The sequence below is a fragment of the Pseudoalteromonas galatheae genome, assembly GCF_005886105.2.
Classification (GTDB): Bacteria; Pseudomonadota; Gammaproteobacteria; order Enterobacterales; family Alteromonadaceae; genus Pseudoalteromonas; species Pseudoalteromonas galatheae.
Map to the genome: position 1 here is coordinate 1,651,320 of NZ_PNCO02000001.1, position 19,925 is coordinate 1,671,244.

A 19,925-nucleotide genomic window follows, 5' to 3' on the forward strand; every position below is an offset into this window, starting at 1 on the left:
TTACAGCGAGAAAGACACGTGGGCGAAGCGAGCTTAACAACCTTACATTTATTGGCAACTGATCCAAGCGCAGTGGCGCAAGCAGCTGAACTTGCACGTGATGGTCAACTTGTTGCGGTTCCAACAGAAACCGTTTATGGCTTAGCAGCAGATGCAAAGCAACCCGATGCGGTTAAAAAAATCTTTGCAGCAAAAGGACGCCCAGCTGATCACCCGCTAATCGTACACCTCGCTGACAAGTCTTTGGTCACTGAGTGGGTGGAAACATTACCTGACTATTTTGACGCTTTAGCTGATGCGTTTTGGCCGGGACCACTGACGATCGTTGCCAAAAAGCAAGCACATGTGAGCGACATAGTGACAGGCGGCCACCCAACCGTGGGTATACGTGTGCCAAATCATCCTGCAATGCTAGCATTATTACAGCACATTAACTCCGGGCTTGCTGCGCCTTCTGCTAACCCTTATAAAAAAATTAGTCCAACCACCGCCGAACAAGTATTGTTTGGATTGTCGGGAAAGATAGCAGCTGTGTTAGACGGCGGCCCATGTGAAGTGGGACTTGAGTCTACTATTGTCGATATATCTTCAGCCACACCGAGGATCTTGCGAGCAGGCCCTATTACTAAAGCTGCACTTGAAGCGGTGCTCAATATTGAAGTGGATGAGCCTGATGTACACACTGTAGCAGTCCCTGGTAACGTAAAAGCCCATTATCAACCAAGCAAACCGCTCACCCTGTTGTCAACGGAAGAGTTAGTTGCTCGCCTATGCGGCCAGTGCGAAGCGAATACCGGTGTATTGTATTATTCATCGCAAATTGAGCGAATGCTCTCTGAGAATTCAGCAAACAACGAGCTGGTGGATCTCAAACTTGGTGCTGACAAAGCCAAATATGCGCAGGGCCTTTATCACGGGTTACATCAGTTGGATCAATCAAGTGCAACCGAGATTTTGTTGGAAGCACCACCAACTGCGCCCGAGTGGCGCGATGTTAACGATAGACTGATGCGCGCGGCCGCACAATAGTCATGATTTGGCGCGGTAGTTTATCGCGCCTCACTCTCCCTCTCCCTCAATCTTTACATAACTTTACCTTACTTTACATGAGCTTATCTTGCCTTTGAAACGCTGCAAGGCATACTGCATCTCATCGCACTTATACTGTGTGTTATCGAATAGTTTATCTTGATGTGAGTGATTAACTGTTACACTCAAATATAGCTAAGAACAATGGAAATTATTAAGGTTAATATGTGTAAAGTAACGCGCTTGGTGGTTTTTACGGCCACTATGCTGATAACTAATGCCGCTTTGGCGAAACCTTCGCAAGTGATTGCAGAGCCTATTCAATTTGAAAGCAGTAGCCAGCAAATTCAGGCTGTAGGTAATGCTGAAGCTATTCAATCGGTTATTTTGTATCCCGCGATTGGTGATAGGGTGACTGCGGTACATTTTAAACCGGGCGATGAGGTTAAAGCGGGTACTTTGCTATTGGAGCTAGACTCACGCCGCCAAAAAGCGGCGCTTGAAGAAGCTAAAATTCGTCTTGCAGATGCGCAGCGCACCGTCGACCGCCTAACTGATAGTCAAAAGCGCGGTGCCGTCCCAATTAATGAATTAGATAAAGCGGTAACGGACAGAGACTTAGCAAAGGTCGCCTTGATCCAAGCTGAGAATGAATTAGAAGACCGCCAAGTGATCGCCCCTTTTTCTGGCGTAATGGGACTCACCGACGTTGAGGTTGGAGATCGCATTACCACCCAAACCGCGATTGCGAGTATCGATAATTTTGATAAGTTGTATGTTCAATTTGCGGCACCGGAATCGGCGTATGGCATGCTTAAATCGACCGATAGCGTGCTACTGACACCTTGGAATGATAATTCAACACGGATAGACGCAAAGATAGCGCAAATGGACTCTAGAATAGACCCAACAGCCCGCACACTAAAAATCAAAGCCATCTTTGAAAACCGCAATGATCGTTTTTTGCCTGGAATGAGCTTTAGAGTATCGCTAACGGTATTAGGTGAAGAGTTTGCCGTTATTCCTGAAGCTGCATTACTTTGGGGCGCAACAGGTCCTTATGTATGGAAAGAAGTAGATGGTAAAGCTAAGCGTATTGATGTGAAAATCCAACAGCGTTTGCCGGGTAAATTGCTGGTATCAGGCGATTTGGCTGCAAGAGAGTTATTAGTTGTAGAAGGGGTGCAACGTCTTCGTCCTGGGCAAGAAATTGCGGTGACGAATGCACTGGCGAAGGAATAAATCGTGACTAAACCGGAGTTACCACAGTTACAAGATTTACCGTCGATGGCAATTCGCCGTCCGGTATTAATCGTTGTATTAAATTTATTGATTATTATTGCAGGTATTGCTGCTCTTGCCGGCGTTGAAGTTCGTGAACTGCCCGATGTAGATAGGCCGCGTTTAACGGTGTCCGCATCGTTTCCTGGCGGCTCGCCTGAAACTGTCGACACCGAAGTCACGAGTAAGTTAGAAGGCGCAGTCGCGCGCGTCAGTGGTGTAAAGAGCATTCGTGCACAAAGTGAAGAAAATAATGCGAGGATTGTTGTTGAATTTCGTCCGGGCATCAATTTAGATGATGCAGCCAACGAAACACGCGAATCCGTTTCTCGAGTACAAAGAGAGCTACCTGAAGAAGTTGAACGGGTGTCCATTATTAAAGCGGATAATGATGCAGAAGCCGTGGTGTCTTTAACTGTAAGTAGTGCCTCTTTAACACTTGAAGGATTGACCGAGCGAGTAGAAAAAGACTTAGCGCCGCAGTTTTTAACTATTCCAGGCGTGGCCGATGTGCGCCTGAACGGCGATAGAGAGCGGGTGCTGCGCGTAAGACTTGATCCCTTAAAACTGACAAGCTTTAATCTAACCGTTCCAGATGTAGCTGCGGCGCTAAGACAAGCCCCGTTTGATGTGCCCGCCGGCAGTTTAAAGTCGAACGATCAACAGCTGATTGTCCGTGCCGATGCCACTTCTGTAACCGCTGAGCAGGTGAGTGATATCATCATTCGTGGTGAGACTCGGGTGGGGGATATTGCCTCTGTGTATTTTGGACCGGCCGATCCTCGTTCTATGGTGAGACTCGACGGAGAGCCTGTAATTGGGCTTGAGATCATTCGCCAAGCACAGTCCAATACCATTGAAATCTCAGACGAAGTGCTGCAGCTAGTTGATAAGATAAAAGTACGCTTTCCAGATCTGGAGCTATTCGTCACCTCCGATGATGCACAGTTTATTCGCTCATCCGTAGATGAAGTCTTGAGCTCCTTAGTGATAACCATATTGCTGGTGGTATTCACGCTTTGGGTATTTATTGGCTCGTGGCGTGCGACGCTTATTCCAGCTTTTGCGATCCCGGTCGCGCTTATCGGCTCTTTGGCGCTTATCTGGGCGCTTGGCTTCTCTGTTAACATTTTAACCTTGCTAGCACTGGTGTTGGCCACTGGACTTATCGTCGATGATGCGATTGTTGTTAGTGAGAATATTCAGCGTCGTCGTGGCGAAGGGATAGGTCGTCGCGCTGCGGCAGTACTTGGGACAAGAGAAGTCTTCTTTGCTGTAGTTGCGACAACCGCAGTACTTGCTGCGGTATTCGTACCGATCGCCTTTTTACCCTCAACTGCGGGCCGACTGTTCAGGGAGTTTGGTGGCGTGTTAGCTGGTGCCGTGATTATTTCTTCATTTGTGGCACTGTCATTGGTGCCAGCATTAACGTCTAAGTTAAAAGTAAAGCAAGATAGCAAAAAGCACTTGTTTTCGAGTATTGGTGTGAAACTCGCAGAAATGTATCGCGGTACGATCCACTGGGTGCTTGACCATGCATGGCTAACTTTTGGTGTATTTGTGGTTATTGCGAGTTTATCTGGTGCGCTCTATTCGCAATTGGATAATGAACTTTTGCCATCTGAAGACAGAGGTAAAATTCGCATTTTCGCAAGAGGGCCTGACGGTGTTGGTCTTAACTTTATGGATAGACAGGCCAAACAAATGGAAGACATTTTATTACCCTTTGTAGAAAGCGGAGAAATAGAGTCAATCTATACGGTTGTTGGTCAGTGGGATCCCAATATTGTATTTATCACTGTGCCATTAAAGCATTGGGATGAGCGTCATTTCTCGCAACAGGAAATTATCGATAAGATCAGAGGACCGCTTGGTAATATACCCGGTGCGCCTGCGCGTGCCTTTGGAGCAAATAGCTTAAACCTAAGAGGCCAAGGTGGTGGTATCGAGCTTGCGCTACTTGGTAATGACTATTTAGAGATTTTTAAAGCAGCGCAACAATTTGCGGCTTTGGTTGAAAAAGAAATGCCAGACGTGGCTCCGGTACAAATCTCTTATCAACCCTCACAACCTCAGCTGCGCGTAAACATTGACCGCAGAAGAGCAGAAGAGCTTGGCGTTAGTTTGAGTGATATCTCAACGACGCTTAGGGCGGCGATTAATGGCGATGATGTTGCTGATTTGAATGTTGGCGACCAATCCATACCAATTATGCTGCAGGCTCAAAACCATACCATCAGAGATCCAAGTGATTTGGCTAACCTTTATGTTGGCAGCCGCACTGGTGCGTTAGTTCCGCTAAGTAGCCTCGCCGTTATTGTCGAAGAGGGCGTAGCTGCTGAGCTTGAACGCCACGCACAGCGTCGTAGTATCGAGCTGGATATGAAACAGCCAGAAGACATGCCTATGGCAGAAGTGGTTGAAAAATTACGAACGCTGGCAGATCAGAGTTTACCTGACAGCGTGACGCTGGCGTTTAAAGGGGAAGCCTTAACGTTTGAAGAAACGGCCAATGAAGTGTTACTTACTTACGTGCTGGCGTTCTTGATTGTGTTGCTCGTACTTGCTGCGCAATTTGAAAGTGTAAACAGTGCCGTTGTCGTGATGATCACAGTTCCGTTTGGGATCACCTCTGCCATATTGGCGCTGTATCTTACTGGAACTTCGCTAAACATATATTCGCAAATCGGCTTAGTGATGTTGATTGGCTTAATTGCTAAAAATGCCATTTTGTTAGTTGAGTTCGCAGATCAATTACGTGATAAAGGACGGTCAGTAAGACAAGCTGTTGAAGAAGCCGCGGTGATCCGTTTGCGTCCTATCATGATGACCTTGGTATCTACATTACTCGGTGCTTTACCGTTGATTTTATCGGTTGGCGCAGGTGCAGAGTCGAGAAATGCAATCGGCTGGGTTGTATTTGGCGGTTTAGGCTTAGCGGTTTTCTTTACGCTTTACCTCACACCTGTCGTTTATCTCGGTTTAGCGAGATTTACGAAACCGAGGGCGGATGAAACCAAATTATTAGTGGATGAACTTGATAAAGCTGAAAGTTAAATTCCCCCGTTAAAAATAAAGTAAGTTGAGCGCAGCAATAGCTGCGCTTTTTTTATACAACGATTAATGTTGTGGTAACACATTCTTTGATACTTTTTGTTGAACTTTTCATTATTTAAACTGTCACAACCGATGTGGTTGTTTTATAGCCATTATGTTTGCTACTCTAAGACAGTAAATCCTGTTTTCTATAACAATAATAAAAATAACAAGCTAATTGAAAGAAGATGTGTCATGGGTAATTTATTTTTAAAAGAACGGGAAAATTGGACCGCCTGGATTATTTGGAGCTTGATAGGATGCACGGCAACCGTTGCATTATCGAGTTATACCAGTGAGATATGGATGGGGCTATTAGCGCCTATCTTGGTATTAGGATTACTAACAACATGGATGAGTTACACCAAGCGATTTGATTTTTCCAGAGCATTCAAAGTGCTCAGTACCGTAGTGTTGTTTTCATCTATTCCGGTTATCATTGAAAAAGTGCTGCCTGCAAAAAATGCAGTCATTGGCATGATTGATTCAGGGATAATCGTGATAGCAATGGTTATCGCCAGTTGTATTTTTGCTTACATTGCCAAAAGGCCAAAGCAATATTATTGATTATTCGGCTATTATTTGCGCTTTTGAATGCAAAAATTGAAATAGTGCTTTACAACCGATGGATAACTCCATAAAATGCGCGCCAACAACGGAGAGATGGCTGAGTGGTTGAAAGCACCGGTCTTGAAAACCGGCATACGTTAATAGCGTATCTAGGGTTCAAATCCCTATCTCTCCGCCACCTCATTCCCAAAACCGCCTCCAAATGGCGGTTTTTTTCGTTTGGAGGCGTGTATGTCTGCGGCTAGTAACATGGCAATAATAAAACATAGTTCTATTTGGATTGTATTTAGTTATTTTTATCTTAGTGGTCTAAATATGGCGCTAACGTTGTCGATTGATTCGCAACAAGACCCTGATATCACAATGACGCTGCTGCATGTTTTTTTATTCAATTGCCTTGTTGGCCATCTGATCACTAAATATGAAAAATCTTGGCCAGAAATCGCCAGTGTGGTTATTGCATTATTTGGTGTGGTTGGATTTGGACACTACTTTGTTGGTAGCTTGGGAGAGTACAGTGATGAGCTTAATATTGGTCTTGTATTATTGCTGCCATTTGCAACCTTTGTAATGAAAAAACTCAAACAATATGCCGAAGAGAAAGCCGCTAGTTAGCGGTTTTTTTGTGTCCGACGAATAGCTTGACTGCTTGATAATCAAGCAGCTCCGGTATCTTGCCTATTTTGGCTGTGATACAATCTAAGATTCTTGTTAATAAAAAATATGGAAAGACTATGTCTCAATTCAACACAGACGCAGATAAAGCGAGTTACGGTATTGGTTTACAAATGGGGGAGCAACTTAAAGCAAACCCTTTTGAAGGTCTAAACCTTAACTCTGTATTCGAAGGTATGAAAGACGCTTATGCTGGTGACAGCTTCCGCGTTGAGATCCCTGAAATTCAAGCGGCATTTGAGAAGATCAATGCTGAGATCCAACAGCGTCGTGAAGAAGAAGCTAAAGTGTTAGCTGCTGAAGGTGTTGCATTTCTAGAAGAAAATGCGAAACGTGCTGAAGTAACAGTAACTGAGTCAGGTCTTCAGTATGAAGTAGTTGAAACTGGCGAAGGCGATAAGCCTGTTGAAGATTCAAAAGTACGCGTTCATTACCACGGTACTCTAATCAACGGTACGACTTTTGACAGCTCTTACGAGCGCGGCCAACCAGCTGAATTCCCAGTAAATGGCGTGATCAAAGGTTGGACTGAAGCACTTCAAATGATGCCTGCAGGTTCTAAATGGCGTCTATACGTACCGCATGAGCTTGCATACGGCGAGCGTGGTGCAGGTGCTGCAATCGCACCTTTCTCAACGCTAATTTTCGACGTAGAGCTACTAGAAGTTTTATAATAGTATCGTGTGATCAAAAAAGGCCTTCTCAATGAAGGCCTTTTTGCGTTTAGCCAAAGCTGCTGAGAACACAACTTTGGCTGTTCGACAAGACTTTAGTAAGTCGCACTGCCTTTAGTACGAGGGAAGGCAATAACGTCACGTACGTTGCCCATGCCAGTAACATAAGCAACCAAGCGCTCAAAGCCAAGGCCAAAGCCTGAGTGAGGCACTGTTCCATACTTACGTAGGTCACGGTACCAGCTGTAATCTTCTTTGTTTAAGCCCATCTCTTCAAGACGCGCATCTAGCACATCTAAACGCTCTTCACGCTGTGAGCCACCAATGATTTCACCAATACCAGGCGCAACGACGTCCATAGCGGCAACGGTTTTACCGTCTTCGTTTTGGCGCATGTAGAATGCTTTGATATCACGAGGGTAGTTTTTGATAACTACTGGTGCGTTAAAGTGTACTTCAGCAAGGTAACGTTCGTGCTCTGATTGTAAGTCGACGCCCCACTCAACAGGGAATTCAAACTCTTTATCACATGCTTTTAGAATTTCGATAGCGTCTGTGTAATCTACCTGAGCAAAGTCTTTATCGATGAATGATTCTAGGCGAGTAATGGCATCTTTTTCGATGCGCTGTGCGAAAAACTCCATATCATCACGACGTTCATCAAGTACTGCTTTAAACACATACTTCAACATGTCTTCTGCAAGCGCTGCGATGTCGTTAAGGTCGGCGAATGCCACTTCAGGCTCAACCATCCAAAACTCTGCTAAGTGACGAGAAGTGTTTGAGTTTTCAGCACGGAATGTTGGACCAAAAGTATAGATTTTTGAAAGGGCACTCGCGTATGTTTCACCGTTAAGCTGACCAGATACGGTCAAGAATGCTTCTTTACCAAAAAAGTCTTCTGAATAGTCTACATCGCCTTTGTCTGTGCGTGGTAGGTTGTTCATATCAAGTGTAGATACACGGAACATCTCGCCTGCGCCTTCACAGTCACTTGCGGTAATGATAGGCGTGCTGATCCACTGGTAGCCACGCTCATGATAAAAACGGTGAATAGCTTGCGCAAGACAGTTACGTACACGCGTAACCGCGCCCATAACATTAGTGCGAGGGCGAAGGTGCGCATGTTCGCGTAAGTATTCAATACTGTGGCGTTTTGCAGCCATTGGGTATGAATCTGGATTCTCAACCCAGCCTAATACCTCAACGCTGTTCGCTTGGATCTCAAAAGATTGACCTTGACCTTGTGATTGTACAAGCACACCAGTCACCGCTACTGAACACCCAGCAGTAAGACGAGTCACTTCGTCATAATTATTCAGCGAATTAGGGACTACGGCTTGAATAGGGTCAAAACAAGAACCGTCATGAACGGCTAGAAATGAAATACCTGCTTTTGAATCACGTCGTGTACGGATCCAGCCCTTTACTGTTACTTGGCTGTCAACCGCAACGGTGCCTGCTAGTAGCTCCGTTATCGCTGTGTGGCTCATCTTTACTCCAAATGATTTATTTTTTATTTGTAAATTAAAAGACAGAGTGTCTTATCGTCATGTAAGCCGTATCTTACCTGCGATGGACAAATAAAAAAACACTGAAATGCAAAAAACTGGGCTGAAAAGAATGAGTAAAAGCCATGAAAAAACAGTCGGACTGTGGCATTATGAATGTTCGATGATAAAAATAGCTTTATTAATACTAACAGTGACGTTCAAAACTCGATGAAACAAGTTTTTATTTTGAGGGGTCTACCTGGCTCTGGAAAATCGCATTATGCGCAAACGCTAGCCGACGATCTCGTCTCCGGCGATGAAACACAGTATTTTATCTGTTCAACCGATGATTATTTTCTTAATGAAAACGGCGAGTATCATTTTGAAAAACAACGCCTTTCAGAATATCACAATTTAAACTTAGCCCGGTTTATTAATGCCTTAGCTGAAGATATCCCTTTGGTCGTTGTAGACAACACCAATATCAAGAAGTGGGAGTTTGTTGCTTATGCGTCAGCTGCTGTGGCAATGGGTTATCAAGTGAAAGAAGTCATTGTTGGTGAAATTAAAGATAAGTCCCTACAGCATTTATATGCCAAACGTAATAGCCATGGCATTGGCTTGAAAACAATTTCAAAAATGGCCCACCTTTTCGAATGGTGATAAAGCTTAGGGTCGAGCAACCCTAACAACGCTCGTGCATGTTAAACAGGGTAGTATCGTATCCGATCTTACAGTTAAAAAGAGCGGGTTTAGACTTCGCCTTCGAGCAAACAAGAGACGGTCGTCAATGTTAGTTTCATTCTACATAGCGGCCGGTTAGTCAACTCATTCCTGCTCCATTTCGATTCAGCAGTGGAATGTGCGACCAACTTTTTTAGCTTCAGTTGGCCCAATTTTAGTAATGCTAGTGAGTTTCGAAAGGGCTCTGACATTTATATAGTGTCTAACGGGCTAGTTGTACCTGCAAAATGTTGGCCAAGTACATGTGTATAGATTTGTGTGGTACTAACGTCATTGTGGCCCAGTAATTCTTGAACACTTCTTATATCACGACCAGCTTTAAGCAAATGGGTTGCGAAGCTATGCCTAAACGTATGGCAGGTGACGCGTTTATTTATTTGAATATTACGCACGGCATTCTCGAGCGCTTTACGAATAACACTTTGATGTAAATGGTGCCTGCAAAGTGTTCCTGTATAAGGATTGATACAAGTATTGCTGGAAGGGAAAATAAACATCCACCCATGCTGCCTAAACGCGTTGGGATACTTGCGTTCTACTGCATTTGGCAGAGATGGACCTATCCCGTGAAGGTTGTCATCCTGTTGAATTTTAATAGCCATTTCAATATATGTAGTGAGCTTTTTTGAGCATCTATTGCTGAGGATGGTTTGCCTATCTTTATGCCCTTTACCGTCTCTAACGGTCAGCGAAGCTCTATCAATATCAATATCTTGGATACGTAACCTGAGGCATTCTGAAACTCTTAGTCCGCTACCATAGAGTAGTTCTATTATTAGTCTATCACGGCCATCAAGTTCATTTAGTATTAGTGAGATTTCTGATGGGGATAACACTGTAGGTAAATGTCTTTGTTTAGTGGCATAGCAAAAACCTAAATCCCCAAGCTCATGGTGCAAATGCTTCTGATACAAATAGGCTAACGCGTTACGTGCAATTTTTTGTGTGTTGATAGCCACATTTCGTTGGTTGGTAAGGAAGGTTAAAAATTGTGTAACCTCTTCCGTTCCCATTGTTTCAGGGTGACGCTTGTGGTGAAAGTTAATGAATGCCTTAATCCAATATAGGTAGGTTTTTTCTGTTCTAATGCTGTAACCACGCATACGCATTTCTTCCTGAAGACCTTTCAGAAATGGGCTTTTTAGACTCATGATAACTCCTTAGCCCATATTGCTGTGTATGTATACAGTGTTATCTGGAATTCTCGGATATCAAGGGAAATAATGAAAAAATTTTTGCGCGTTTATGCATGAATAAATTAAAAATATTGTTGTTTATCATGAGGTTATATATCTTCGATTTGAAATAATAGGTTTGGGAAACGCGCATGCGCATTTTTCCAGATGGTATATTTAGCAGAATGCTGATAAGTTCTTTGCATACTGATAGTTAACTGTGCGCATTTTCACTGGTCCAACGAGGTAAACGCGCATGTGCACGAATAAAATGTTAAACGCTAACAACCTCTAGGAGAGATAGATGAAGAAAATTGGAATTTTGATAATGGCTGTTTTTCCATTGCTTGGGTGTCAGACTACTGGGCCTAAAACATACACTGGCAATACCCAGTCGATAGCTGCGACAAATTCAAAAAGTTGTAGTTTCGACCAAATCACTGGCAAAGCGTATTTGATTGCTCCTGACTTTAAAAAATATGTAACCAATAGCTTTTTCTACGATTCCGAAAAGGAAACGGTCTGGCAGCTTGATAAAGGCAATTACTCATCCTTGACTTCTCAAAAGTTCAAAATAGTTGACACGGGGCTCGTTACTAAAGAAGACGTCAAGTCACGACAGCCATATCTTTCCAAATACAGATATAGTGAAGATGATATAAAAGGTATACCTTATGTAAGAGATAAAGCATTCTCATCTAAGCTAGTGACAGAAGACTGCTCAATTTATTATCTGAGTGGTGGAACCATTATTAAATCTTTATTATCTAGCATCGTAAATACAGATGGTACAAAAATTAATGAAGATGATGTATTAGCGTTTTATGGAAGTGAACCGTTATCAAAAAAAAGCATGGATGCGGTGATTGAGTATGACCGTTTTGAGAAAAGACTCAAAGTAAAAACGCCATACTATGACGACATGCTTATCAGGGGGTCATTAAACGCCAAGGATCAATCAATATCACTTGTTCAGCTTTATGTGGACCTTACTTTTTTCGATAAATGGGGCTTTATTTCTAATGCCATTGACACAGATGGTGTAAACCATGAGGTGGTAAAGATTTCAACTGACACAGACTGTAGTAACTCTGATATGTTTGGTTGTAAATTAACAGAGACTGTTGGAGTTACAATTAGTGAGGAGTTTTTGAATAAACACAGGGATGGTTTTGAATTAAAACTTTTTGGTACTAAAGAAAAAATCGTCAAAGTGTCAGGCTATATGGTTGAAGGTTTTTTATCTGGAATGAGAAAAGCAAAGGAGCAGCTAAAGTCTGGTGACTTTGGCGTTTAATCGGGTAGCCGAGGGTATCTAGCCCTCAGCCCCCACAACACCCTGCATGCGGGTCCGCACAGGGCGTTTCATCTAACAGATTACCCGTTTGGGTAATGCACTTTTATCCATCCGTCTCTGAGTGAATATAGTCCCTCGTTTTTCAGATAATTTAAGCTTAAAGCCTGTTGAATACCGGGTGTTTTGGAACTGCGCCAAGGCCCTTTACTTGTGATGCCACAGGCAACGGCTGCTTGCACATGAACTCCACGCTTCATCAGGTTTCTCACTTTAGTTCTCGGTTTTCGCCATTGTCGCCAGTAGCACATCCTGATCCTGCGCCTTATCCAGTGGTCTAGGTCAACACATTGCTGGTATGCGTTTGCAATACCAAAATAATTGATCCATCCGCTTAGATATTGGCTTAATTTAAACAACTGATATTGCATGCTCACGCCCCAATTACGGTTAGTTAGAATGCGTACCTGTCGCTTAAATTTATGCAGGGTTTTGTCATGCCATTTGATTGCACCACGTTTAAAGGTAAACCCTAAGAATTTACTTTGTGTGGTTTTAACCACCTGACTTTTATCCGTGTTAACAAGCAATTTGAGTTTAGTTTCAAGGAACCGAGTAACGCTGGCAAGTACACGTTCGCCCGCACGTTTTGATTTTATTAAGATTATAAAATCATCAGCGTAACGGGCAAATTGGTGACCTCGTTGCTCCAATTCTTTGTCTAAATCATCCAACATAATGTTGGATAATAAAGGAGAAAGAGGGCCGCCTTGCGGTACTCCTTCTAAACTCGGAATTAGCGTGCCATTGTCATCAATTCCAGCTCTGAGATAACGGCCAATGAGTTTGATCAAGCGTTTATCTTTGACATGACGTGATAAATTTCGCATCAATAAGTCGTGATTGACTCGGTCAAAGAACTTTGACAAATCGACATCTACCGCAATATTGCGTTTAGATTTAATGATTTGTTGAACTTGCTTCACAGCTTGTTGGCCGTTACGGTTAGGACGAAAACCAAAGCTGTTATCTGAAAATGTGTTATCAATGATGGGCGATAAAACCTGAGTAATGGCTTGCTGGATAACTCGGTCGACCACGGTGGGTATTCCGAGTTGCCGCTTTCCACCATCGGGTTTATCAATTTCAACGCGTTTGACCGGCTGAGGACGATAAGTCCCATTTTCGAGTTGAGCTTTGCACTGTTGCCAGTGTTGTTTTGCCCAGTCGATAAATTGGGCTATTTTCATACCATCCACACCCGCTGCGCCTTTGTTGGCTTTAACCTGCTTCCATGCGCGTTGAAGGTTATCGTTTGATAAAACGTGTCCGAATAAATCAAAGTTGAAGGTTGATTGCACTGCATTACGCTGCATATCAGAACCACAGGGCTGTGGCGTATAGTTATGTAAGTAAGACATGAAGTATTCCTTCGGTTAAATGTTCAGGCCTTCACCGTGTCTCATCCATTACGATGGGTGTTTGGCTACTATGCCGTCTGCTGACTGCTGGATAATCACAAAATAAATTGCTCTAAATTGCGCTGCGTGCGTATCGGTGGGTGTTGCAGTGGTTTCGCTCGTAGACTATTTCGCAACCAAATAGCAACGCCAAGGGGTTGATTGACCAGCCACTTACTGGTATTTTCCGCAGCGATAGCGCAGGCCGCATGTCATCCAGCTCTCCCCGAATAAGAACATTAACTTTCATTGCACAACTGCATCATTTACGGTGGCCGTTAGATCACGTGACTTCGTTATCTTGTGCTAACTCGTCTTCAGCCTACGCCTAGTATGATGTTTTTGTTCATCAGCTCGCAATTTTGCTAGCGGCTTCCTCCATACAAACCCTCGCGGATTTGCACTTGCCATTCGCTAGTAGTTATCTTTTAATAACAATCAGTTATTTAAACGGTGATCTTCCTACAGAGGACTTTCACCTCATTAGTTAATGCCCATGTCGGGCGTACACAAACGCGTCAATTGGGACTGGTTTTCCGCTGGCGCTCCAAACCAGCCCATTACGCGGGCGTTGGTATGACTCCCACTGTCAAGTTAAACACACTGATCCTTGCTTAACTTTAAGCCATAATTTCTTAACTCGAATTAGAGAGAGTTAATGCACTAGGATGAAGCAAGTAATTTCGTCGGTTTTCTTGCTGGTATTCGTTGGTTACTCATTTTCATGAGCAGAGCAGACCTTACTTAACTCGACGTGGCACCTGTTTTCAGTCTATGTTCGTGGTTCAATGCTGCGTTAGCTGCATTGCCATCCTAACGCCGTCGGTGGTTGTGCCACACCCGATGCTTGACCCAATACATTAACTCTAATTCGTTCATTTTAAGCTGGTACTCTGGATAATCTTAATTTGGGATTTACCGGTGAGAGCACAACCTGTTTTGCGATTGCCCAGATATAAGCAATCATTTCACGGGCAATGGCGGTGACAACGAGGTTGTAATGCTTGCCTTTATTTATAAGCTTTTTATAACGTTTACAGAGCCTTAATTGTGCTTTCCATGCAATATCAATAAGTTGCTTTGGTAAGCCTTCTTGTCGTTTTTGTAACTCAGTCGATATGTTGGCTGCATGACGGTAACTGTGAGCACCTTCGACTAATAAGCGCCTTGCACGACCATTGCCACATTTAGTAATTGCGCCAATATGCCTTTTACCACCACTCGAGTGTTCACTCGGAACGAGCCCAAGATAACTCATGAGTTTTCGCGGATGGTCGAAGCGGGTTAAATCACCAAGCTCAGAGACAATACCAGCGGCCACGAGTAAGCGAACGCCGCGCATAGCTTGGATTGCTTTAACTACAGGGTAGTAACGCCATTGATAAACATGATGAGAGAGCTCATTGTCGAGTCGCTCCAATCGTGCAGTTCGCTCGTTTATGGTTTGAATAAACTCTTGTAAAACGATTTGTTGTGCAGGATGTGGCAATACCAGCTCTGTGAGCCAACGTAAGTGTTTGAGAGACCAGTTTGCTGTGCCAGCATAGTTAATGTTGTTGCGAAGAAGCATTGCTTTTAGCTGGTACTTTGCATCTTTTAAATCTTTCATCGCAACTTCTCGAGCACGAGATAAATCACGAATAGCTTCATCTTCCGGCTCAGGTACATAAATAGGGGTTAAGTCTTCAGACTTAAGTAATTTAGCTAGTTTAAGTGCATCACGTTTGTCAGTTTTTACACGCTCGCCAGGTTTTTTAGGAATGAGAGAAGGGGCAACCACATAGCAGCAATGACCAAGACTAGTGATTAACCGATAAATCCAGTAACCGCAGGGGCCAGCCTCATAAACGAAATGGAGCGTAGTGTTAGGGTATTTAGATTCAAATTGTCTGATAAGCTTTTTAATAGTGACTTTAGATGAATAAATACGACCGAAATGAATGGGTTGTGCACCTCGATTGTCTTCAATATAGGCAACTTCAATGAACTCTTTATGAGTATCTAAGCCAATGAAAAGTATGTTATGTTTAGTCATGCTAGCCTCTGCTATTTAGTTATTTGACAAACTAATTATGGCTCTGGCTTTAAGCTAACCCACGAAAATGCGGAGGCTAGCACCGTGTGGGAGTCATTATGTCTATATTCATTCATCGAAGTAGGGAATTATGAATCAGAATCAAATTAATCAAGTACAAGGACATGTTGATAGGTATTTTCAACTTAATATGACAAGCCTGCTGAATGCATCTTTTCCAGAACTAAATGAAAATGAAGTGTGCATTGGACAATATACCCTTAAGGAATTCCTATCACTTAGCAATAAAGTCTTCAATCAATTTAGGGAAGAACTAAAAACTTCATTCTTAAAGTCGCTTCCATTTCAGTATCAATTTCACAACGAATTTGGTGGTGGAGATTTAAACTCAGACTTAGCTAATTTCATTGCTTACAGTGAAACTAATAGGTTTCCAAATGCAGTATCTCACTTATCAAGATTAGTTCATTATCAAGCAGTTAATGGTTTTTGGGAAAAAACAAAAAGAAAGTACTTTAGGCACTCGGAAGAAAACTTGAATTCTGAACGTGAAAGAATTGAGCTTGTTAGCAAACAGTTAGAAAGCTCTCTGAATAAATATAATGAACAGCTGAAAAGTTTGGAGGCTACAAAAGAAGATTTATCTCAATTTACTCAAGTAAAGCAAAAAGAGCTTAGTGAAATTGAATCGCTTTTGGGCGCCTCAAGAAATCATAACTCAGAGATTTCAGAATTACATTCTACAGCTACATCTTTATCAGAAAGAATCCAGTCACTATTAGATAGCTCTGATACCAGAAAGGAAGAAATCGAAGAGATTAATAAAGAAGCAAAAAATGAATTAAACAAAATTGCCAATACTCTTGAAGAACAAATCAAAACGATTAAAAAACAAAACACCTCATTTGATTCATTGGAAAGTTCTTTTGATGAAAAATTAGAACTAGTTAATTCCAAGACCTCACTTTTCGAAGAAAGAAACAAATATTTAGATGACTTAATTGGTCGTGAGGTCGGTGCTTCATTGTTTGAAACCTTTAAACAACGAAAAGGCGAGCTTTCATCTTCTATCACCTTTTGGACTTGGGCTGTTCCTGTAACAGCTTTCGCTACAATTGCATGGATATTTTTCTTGTTCGGAAACGGTGATCTAAATGCATTGGGTTGGCAAGTAGTATTTGTTAATTCTCTTAAAGCATTACCCGCTATAGGTCTATTGTTATTCGCTATTTCTCAATATACAAAAGAGCGAAACTTCCAAGAAGAATACGCTTTTAAGTCTGCGGTTGCATTGACGGTAAATTCATATGCTGATCAATTACAAAAAGAAGAAAATAAAGACCAGTTAATAATGGATTCAGTTAATGCAATTTATAAAACTCCCTTACCAACGAAAATTGCTAAGAATGCAGATAGCAAAGGTTTAGCCGAAACAGCCAAAGAACTAAAAGACCTTGCAAGTACTTTTGTGTCTAAAAAATGAATATAACAAGGCGCTCAAACGGAAAAATTACAGTTGGCTCGCGCTTCGCACAATTTAGCCTAACTGTATTTTTCCGCTTAGCTTAGCGTTAGATGAATAGTAGGTAACGATTTATGTCAGACAACGAATTACCTTTAGAACGTAAGCAAGAAGAGGAAGGTTACAGGCTGCTTTATGATGTTATGAAGCACCTGACAACTATAAGCACGGGTACGCTAGTGATATTAGTTTCCTTTTTAACTAAAGTGTTTTCGCAGCCAGAATGGGTATACCTAATTCCAGTAGTGATGGTGTCATTCCTTATTTCAATCGTCTCCAGTCTATTTTCCATGCTTTATATTAGTGATGCTATTCAAAAAGTTGAGATGAATGAAAATACTAAGACTTATGCTCAGAATTCCTATTTAGTAGCTGGTGGATCATTTATCATGGGCATCATCATGCTAATTGTTTTTGCAACAAAAAATTTGATTTAAAAACATCTAACAAGCGCATGTTGCCAGACTGATTTTCCGCTGTGCTCCAAACCAGCCGCAAATGCGGGCGTTAGCCCATAGAAGTCTTTATGCGAAACTCACCTAATACAGACGTTCTCCCAACTCGTTTTGTCCAAATACGAGTCAGTCGAGTGTCCGTTATCGCAATTAGATTGTAAGCGTCGCTTAAACCCCACCTAGCTACTGAATACGCTCGGCTTATAAAGTACAGCTCTGATCTCAATTCGGAGCTGAATATGCCTAAACATAAAACCGCGGAGCAATGGCTGCAACTTATCGAACAACAGGAACTCAGTGGTTTGTCTGTCTGTGATTTCTGCACGCAGCACAATCTCAGTACCAAGTCTTTTTATAATCGCCGAAGTAAGCTTCGCAATGAAAAATCACCTGAGTCATCTTTTATTGCCGCTAAGCCCGCTGCATCTGAGTCCGTTTCTCTGCCTGAGTTGTTGCAGCTCAAGCACGCTAAGAGTACGGTGTTGTTGCCATCAAATACTGATGCTCTGTGGTTGGCTGCACTGCTCAGGGCGCTGTCATGATCTGCTGGCACAATGGAGCTGTTTACTTGCACCGCCAGCCGGTAGACTTTCGTAAATCCATCAATGGCCTCGCGGCGATTGTTGAGCAAGAAATGGATGAGTCTGTGATGAACGGCCAGGTGTTTGCGTTTTGTAATAAAAACAAGGACAAGCTGAAGGTGCTGTACTGGGATAAAACCGGCTTTGCCTTGTGGTACAAGCGCCTTGAAAAAGACAAGTTTAAATGGCCCGACAAAGAAGACGATGACGTCGTTACACTCAGCGCTGAGCAATGGCAATGGTTGCTATCGGGCTTATCGGTCATCGCACATAAGCCACTCAGCTATGGTTATAACGTATGATCATAACAGGGGTTTTTAGAACACGAATTAATCTAACCTATTAATTTAAAAACAGTTACTTAGCTGATAAAGTAATACACATGCAAAACGAACTTGATGTATTACGTCAGCAGCTCGCAAAGCAAGAAGAGATCATTGCTCAGCTTCAGGCGCGTAATAACTACCTCGAAGAACAATTCAGACTGGCCCAGCAAAAACGCTTCGGTGCCAGCAAAGAGTCACACCCCGCGCAAGCTGACTTGTTCAATGAAGCCGAAACGCTGGTTGAAGAAGCACCTGAGCAAGACGTGGAAACCATCGAATATCAGCGCAAAAAGCCGACACGTCAGCCACTGCCAAAAGAACTGCCCCGTGAGCGGATTGTCCATGACATAGATAATAAACAGTGTGATTGCTGTGGCGGTGAGCTGCACAAAATGGGCGAGGATGTGAGCGAAAAGCTGGAGTTTATCTCGGCTCAGGTCAAAGTCATCGAACACGTCAGACCAAAATATAGCTGTCGACACTGTGAAAAAACGCACACTCAGGTTGAGATAAAACAAGCCCCAGTACCACCGAGTCCAATCCCGAAAGGCATTGCCACAGCCAGCTTACTAAGCCAGATCATCACCAGTAAATATCAATATGGCTTACCGCTGTATCGGCAGGAAAGTCTGTTCAAACAATATGGTATCGCGCTGGGAAGAGGAACTATGGCAGACTGGATGTTACGCTGCGCCAGTTTATTCAAACCGCTCTACGACAGGCTGCACGAAGTGTTGCTACAGCAACCGGTACTGCATGGTGATGAAACCACGGTTAAGGTGGTGAAAGAAGACAAACAGACCAGTTACATGTGGCTGTATTGCAGCGGCATGGACTCGCCTGCGCCAGAGGCAAGCATCCCCAATATCGCTCTGTTCGACTATCAGAATAGTCGTGCGGGTCGCTGTCCTGTGGCGTTTTTACAGGGCTACGACGGCTATCTGCAAGTTGACGGGTATGCGGGTTATGAGCAAACGCAGGCGACACTGGTTGGCTGCTGGGCGCACGCAAGACGCAAGTTCAAAGAAGCCGCAGATGCGCAGGCCAAGGGCAAAACCGGCAAGGCGAACTGGGCACTCAACCAGATCCAAAAACTATATCGAGTTGAAACTGCAAACAAAACAGCAAGCGCAGAGGCGCGGCAGGCTGTACGGGTACAACAAAGCGCACCGCTGCTGGCCCAGTTTAAAACCTGGTTAGATAAATCAGCACAAACGGTGGTACCAAAATCGAAGCTGGGCGAGGCCGTCCACTATACGCTAAGGCAGTGGCCGAAACTCATTCGCTACCTCGATGACGGACACCTAAAGATAGACAACAACCGGGCCGAGCGGGCCATCAAACCGTTCGTCATAGGGCGAAAGAACTGGCTGTTTAGCTTCACCACAAGTGGTGCTGAGAGTAGCGCAACCCTCTATAGCGTGATCGAAACAGCCAGAGCAAACGGCCACACCCCATTCGACTATGTGATGCATTGCTTAAACTAATTAGCTCAGCCACAGTGCGATATCGACA

The 19,925-nt window shown here is 43.3% G+C and carries 16 protein-coding genes, 1 tRNA gene and 1 pseudogene; 14 read left to right on the forward strand and 4 right to left on the reverse strand.

Translation table 11 applies throughout. The features are described 5' to 3' along the window. Positions 1–18: 18 nt before the first annotated feature. The 7 genes from CWC29_RS07125 to CWC29_RS07155 all read left to right on the forward strand — a co-directional run bounded on the left by CWC29_RS07125 (position 19) and on the right by CWC29_RS07155 (position 7,325). Positions 19–1,029, forward strand: a complete 1,011-nt coding sequence (locus CWC29_RS07125) for an L-threonylcarbamoyladenylate synthase (protein WP_128728149.1) — start codon at positions 19–21, stop codon at positions 1,027–1,029. A 204-nt stretch (positions 1,030–1,233) separates the two neighbouring features. After that, positions 1,234–2,271, forward strand: coding sequence for an efflux RND transporter periplasmic adaptor subunit (locus CWC29_RS07130; RefSeq protein WP_128728148.1), 1,038 nt, complete (start codon positions 1,234–1,236; stop codon positions 2,269–2,271). A gap of 45 nt (positions 2,272–2,316) precedes the next feature. After that, positions 2,317–5,367 carry an efflux RND transporter permease subunit gene (locus CWC29_RS07135; protein WP_193554586.1) on the forward strand — a complete coding sequence of 1,017 codons (3,051 nt, stop codon included), beginning with the start codon at positions 2,317–2,319 and terminating at the stop codon, positions 5,365–5,367. A gap of 234 nt (positions 5,368–5,601) precedes the next feature. Continuing rightward, entirely contained in the window at positions 5,602–5,973 is a 372-nt protein-coding gene (locus tag CWC29_RS07140; RefSeq protein ID WP_010379077.1) for a hypothetical protein, read from the forward strand. A gap of 90 nt (positions 5,974–6,063) precedes the next feature. Beyond that, a tRNA-Ser gene (locus CWC29_RS07145) sits at positions 6,064–6,154 on the forward strand. Positions 6,155–6,207: 53 nt separating this feature from the next. Next, positions 6,208–6,591, forward strand: coding sequence for a hypothetical protein (locus tag CWC29_RS07150; protein WP_010604797.1), 384 nt, complete (start codon positions 6,208–6,210; stop codon positions 6,589–6,591). Positions 6,592–6,710: 119 nt separating this feature from the next. Beyond that, positions 6,711–7,325 carry an FKBP-type peptidyl-prolyl cis-trans isomerase gene (locus tag CWC29_RS07155; RefSeq protein ID WP_010379072.1) on the forward strand — a complete coding sequence of 205 codons (615 nt, stop codon included), beginning with the start codon at positions 6,711–6,713 and terminating at the stop codon, positions 7,323–7,325. Between the two features lie 95 nt (positions 7,326–7,420). On the opposite strand, the gene asnS is transcribed toward CWC29_RS07155, so the two are convergent. Continuing rightward, positions 7,421–8,818, reverse strand: coding sequence for an asparagine--tRNA ligase (gene asnS, locus CWC29_RS07160; RefSeq protein WP_010379069.1), 1,398 nt, complete (start codon positions 8,816–8,818; stop codon positions 7,421–7,423). Between the two features lie 228 nt (positions 8,819–9,046). Here asnS and CWC29_RS07165 point away from each other — a divergent pair, with 228 nt between their 5' ends. Next, complete coding sequence (locus tag CWC29_RS07165) at positions 9,047–9,481, forward strand: AAA family ATPase (RefSeq protein WP_128728398.1); 435 nt, start codon at positions 9,047–9,049, stop codon at positions 9,479–9,481. A gap of 272 nt (positions 9,482–9,753) precedes the next feature. Here CWC29_RS07165 and CWC29_RS07170 read toward each other — a convergent pair whose 3' ends face one another. Beyond that, positions 9,754–10,713 (reverse strand): integron integrase, encoded by a 960-nt coding sequence (locus CWC29_RS07170; RefSeq protein ID WP_128728146.1) that lies wholly within the window; start codon positions 10,711–10,713, stop codon positions 9,754–9,756. 328 nt (positions 10,714–11,041) lie between these two features. Here CWC29_RS07170 and CWC29_RS07175 point away from each other — a divergent pair, with 328 nt between their 5' ends. Beyond that, positions 11,042–12,034, forward strand: coding sequence for a hypothetical protein (locus tag CWC29_RS07175; protein ID WP_128728145.1), 993 nt, complete (start codon positions 11,042–11,044; stop codon positions 12,032–12,034). A gap of 80 nt (positions 12,035–12,114) precedes the next feature. On the opposite strand, the gene ltrA is transcribed toward CWC29_RS07175, so the two are convergent. Next, positions 12,115–13,452, reverse strand: coding sequence for a group II intron reverse transcriptase/maturase (gene ltrA / locus CWC29_RS07180; RefSeq protein WP_138522546.1), 1,338 nt, complete (start codon positions 13,450–13,452; stop codon positions 12,115–12,117). A 919-nt stretch (positions 13,453–14,371) separates the two neighbouring features. Then, complete coding sequence (locus tag CWC29_RS07185; protein WP_128725700.1) at positions 14,372–15,526, reverse strand: IS110 family RNA-guided transposase; 1,155 nt, start codon at positions 15,524–15,526, stop codon at positions 14,372–14,374. A gap of 130 nt (positions 15,527–15,656) precedes the next feature. On the opposite strand from CWC29_RS07185, the gene CWC29_RS07190 reads away from it, so the two are divergent. The 5 genes and pseudogenes from CWC29_RS07190 to tnpC form a co-directional block, all read left to right on the forward strand. Continuing rightward, a complete protein-coding gene (locus CWC29_RS07190) occupies positions 15,657–17,009 on the forward strand; it encodes a DUF5336 domain-containing protein (RefSeq protein WP_128728143.1) in 1,353 nt (450 codons plus the stop codon). A 113-nt stretch (positions 17,010–17,122) separates the two neighbouring features. Further along, a complete protein-coding gene (locus tag CWC29_RS07195; RefSeq protein WP_010606842.1) occupies positions 17,123–17,485 on the forward strand; it encodes a hypothetical protein in 363 nt (120 codons plus the stop codon). Positions 17,486–17,742: 257 nt separating this feature from the next. Further along, entirely contained in the window at positions 17,743–18,045 is a 303-nt protein-coding gene (gene tnpA, locus CWC29_RS07200; RefSeq protein WP_128728142.1) for an IS66 family insertion sequence element accessory protein TnpA, read from the forward strand. Beyond that, the gene (gene tnpB, locus CWC29_RS07205) at positions 18,042–18,386 is read left to right on the forward strand and encodes an IS66 family insertion sequence element accessory protein TnpB (protein ID WP_128728141.1); all 345 of its coding nucleotides are present in this window, start codon (positions 18,042–18,044) and stop codon (positions 18,384–18,386) included. Before tnpA ends, tnpB begins: the two co-directional genes overlap by 4 nt. 80 nt (positions 18,387–18,466) lie before the next feature. Next, positions 18,467–19,894 (forward strand): annotated as a pseudogene (tnpC, locus tag CWC29_RS07210) (IS66 family transposase); the annotation flags it as partial. Between the last annotated feature and the right edge of the window lie 31 nt (positions 19,895–19,925).

Excerpts from the sequence above, each read along its gene's own strand:
- CWC29_RS07130 (WP_128728148.1), top strand. The coding sequence starts at position 1,234 with ATGGAAATTATTAAGGTTAATATGTGTAAAGTAACGCGCTTGGTGGTT.
- CWC29_RS07135 (WP_193554586.1), top strand. The coding sequence starts at position 2,317 with ATGGCAATTCGCCGTCCGGTATTAATCGTTGTATTAAATTTATTGATT.
- CWC29_RS07140 (WP_010379077.1), top strand. The coding sequence starts at position 5,602 with ATGGGTAATTTATTTTTAAAAGAACGGGAAAATTGGACCGCCTGGATT.
- CWC29_RS07150 (WP_010604797.1), top strand. The coding sequence starts at position 6,208 with ATGTCTGCGGCTAGTAACATGGCAATAATAAAACATAGTTCTATTTGG.
- CWC29_RS07155 (WP_010379072.1), top strand. The coding sequence starts at position 6,711 with ATGTCTCAATTCAACACAGACGCAGATAAAGCGAGTTACGGTATTGGT.
- asnS (WP_010379069.1), bottom strand. The coding sequence starts at position 8,818 with ATGAGCCACACAGCGATAACGGAGCTACTAGCAGGCACCGTTGCGGTT.
- CWC29_RS07165 (WP_128728398.1), top strand. The coding sequence starts at position 9,047 with ATGAAACAAGTTTTTATTTTGAGGGGTCTACCTGGCTCTGGAAAATCG.
- CWC29_RS07170 (WP_128728146.1), bottom strand. The coding sequence starts at position 10,713 with ATGAGTCTAAAAAGCCCATTTCTGAAAGGTCTTCAGGAAGAAATGCGT.
- CWC29_RS07175 (WP_128728145.1), top strand. The coding sequence starts at position 11,042 with ATGAAGAAAATTGGAATTTTGATAATGGCTGTTTTTCCATTGCTTGGG.
- ltrA (WP_138522546.1), bottom strand. The coding sequence starts at position 13,452 with ATGTCTTACTTACATAACTATACGCCACAGCCCTGTGGTTCTGATATG.
- CWC29_RS07185 (WP_128725700.1), bottom strand. The coding sequence starts at position 15,526 with ATGACTAAACATAACATACTTTTCATTGGCTTAGATACTCATAAAGAG.
- CWC29_RS07190 (WP_128728143.1), top strand. The coding sequence starts at position 15,657 with ATGAATCAGAATCAAATTAATCAAGTACAAGGACATGTTGATAGGTAT.
- CWC29_RS07195 (WP_010606842.1), top strand. The coding sequence starts at position 17,123 with ATGTCAGACAACGAATTACCTTTAGAACGTAAGCAAGAAGAGGAAGGT.
- tnpA (WP_128728142.1), top strand. The coding sequence starts at position 17,743 with ATGCCTAAACATAAAACCGCGGAGCAATGGCTGCAACTTATCGAACAA.
- tnpB (WP_128728141.1), top strand. The coding sequence starts at position 18,042 with ATGATCTGCTGGCACAATGGAGCTGTTTACTTGCACCGCCAGCCGGTA.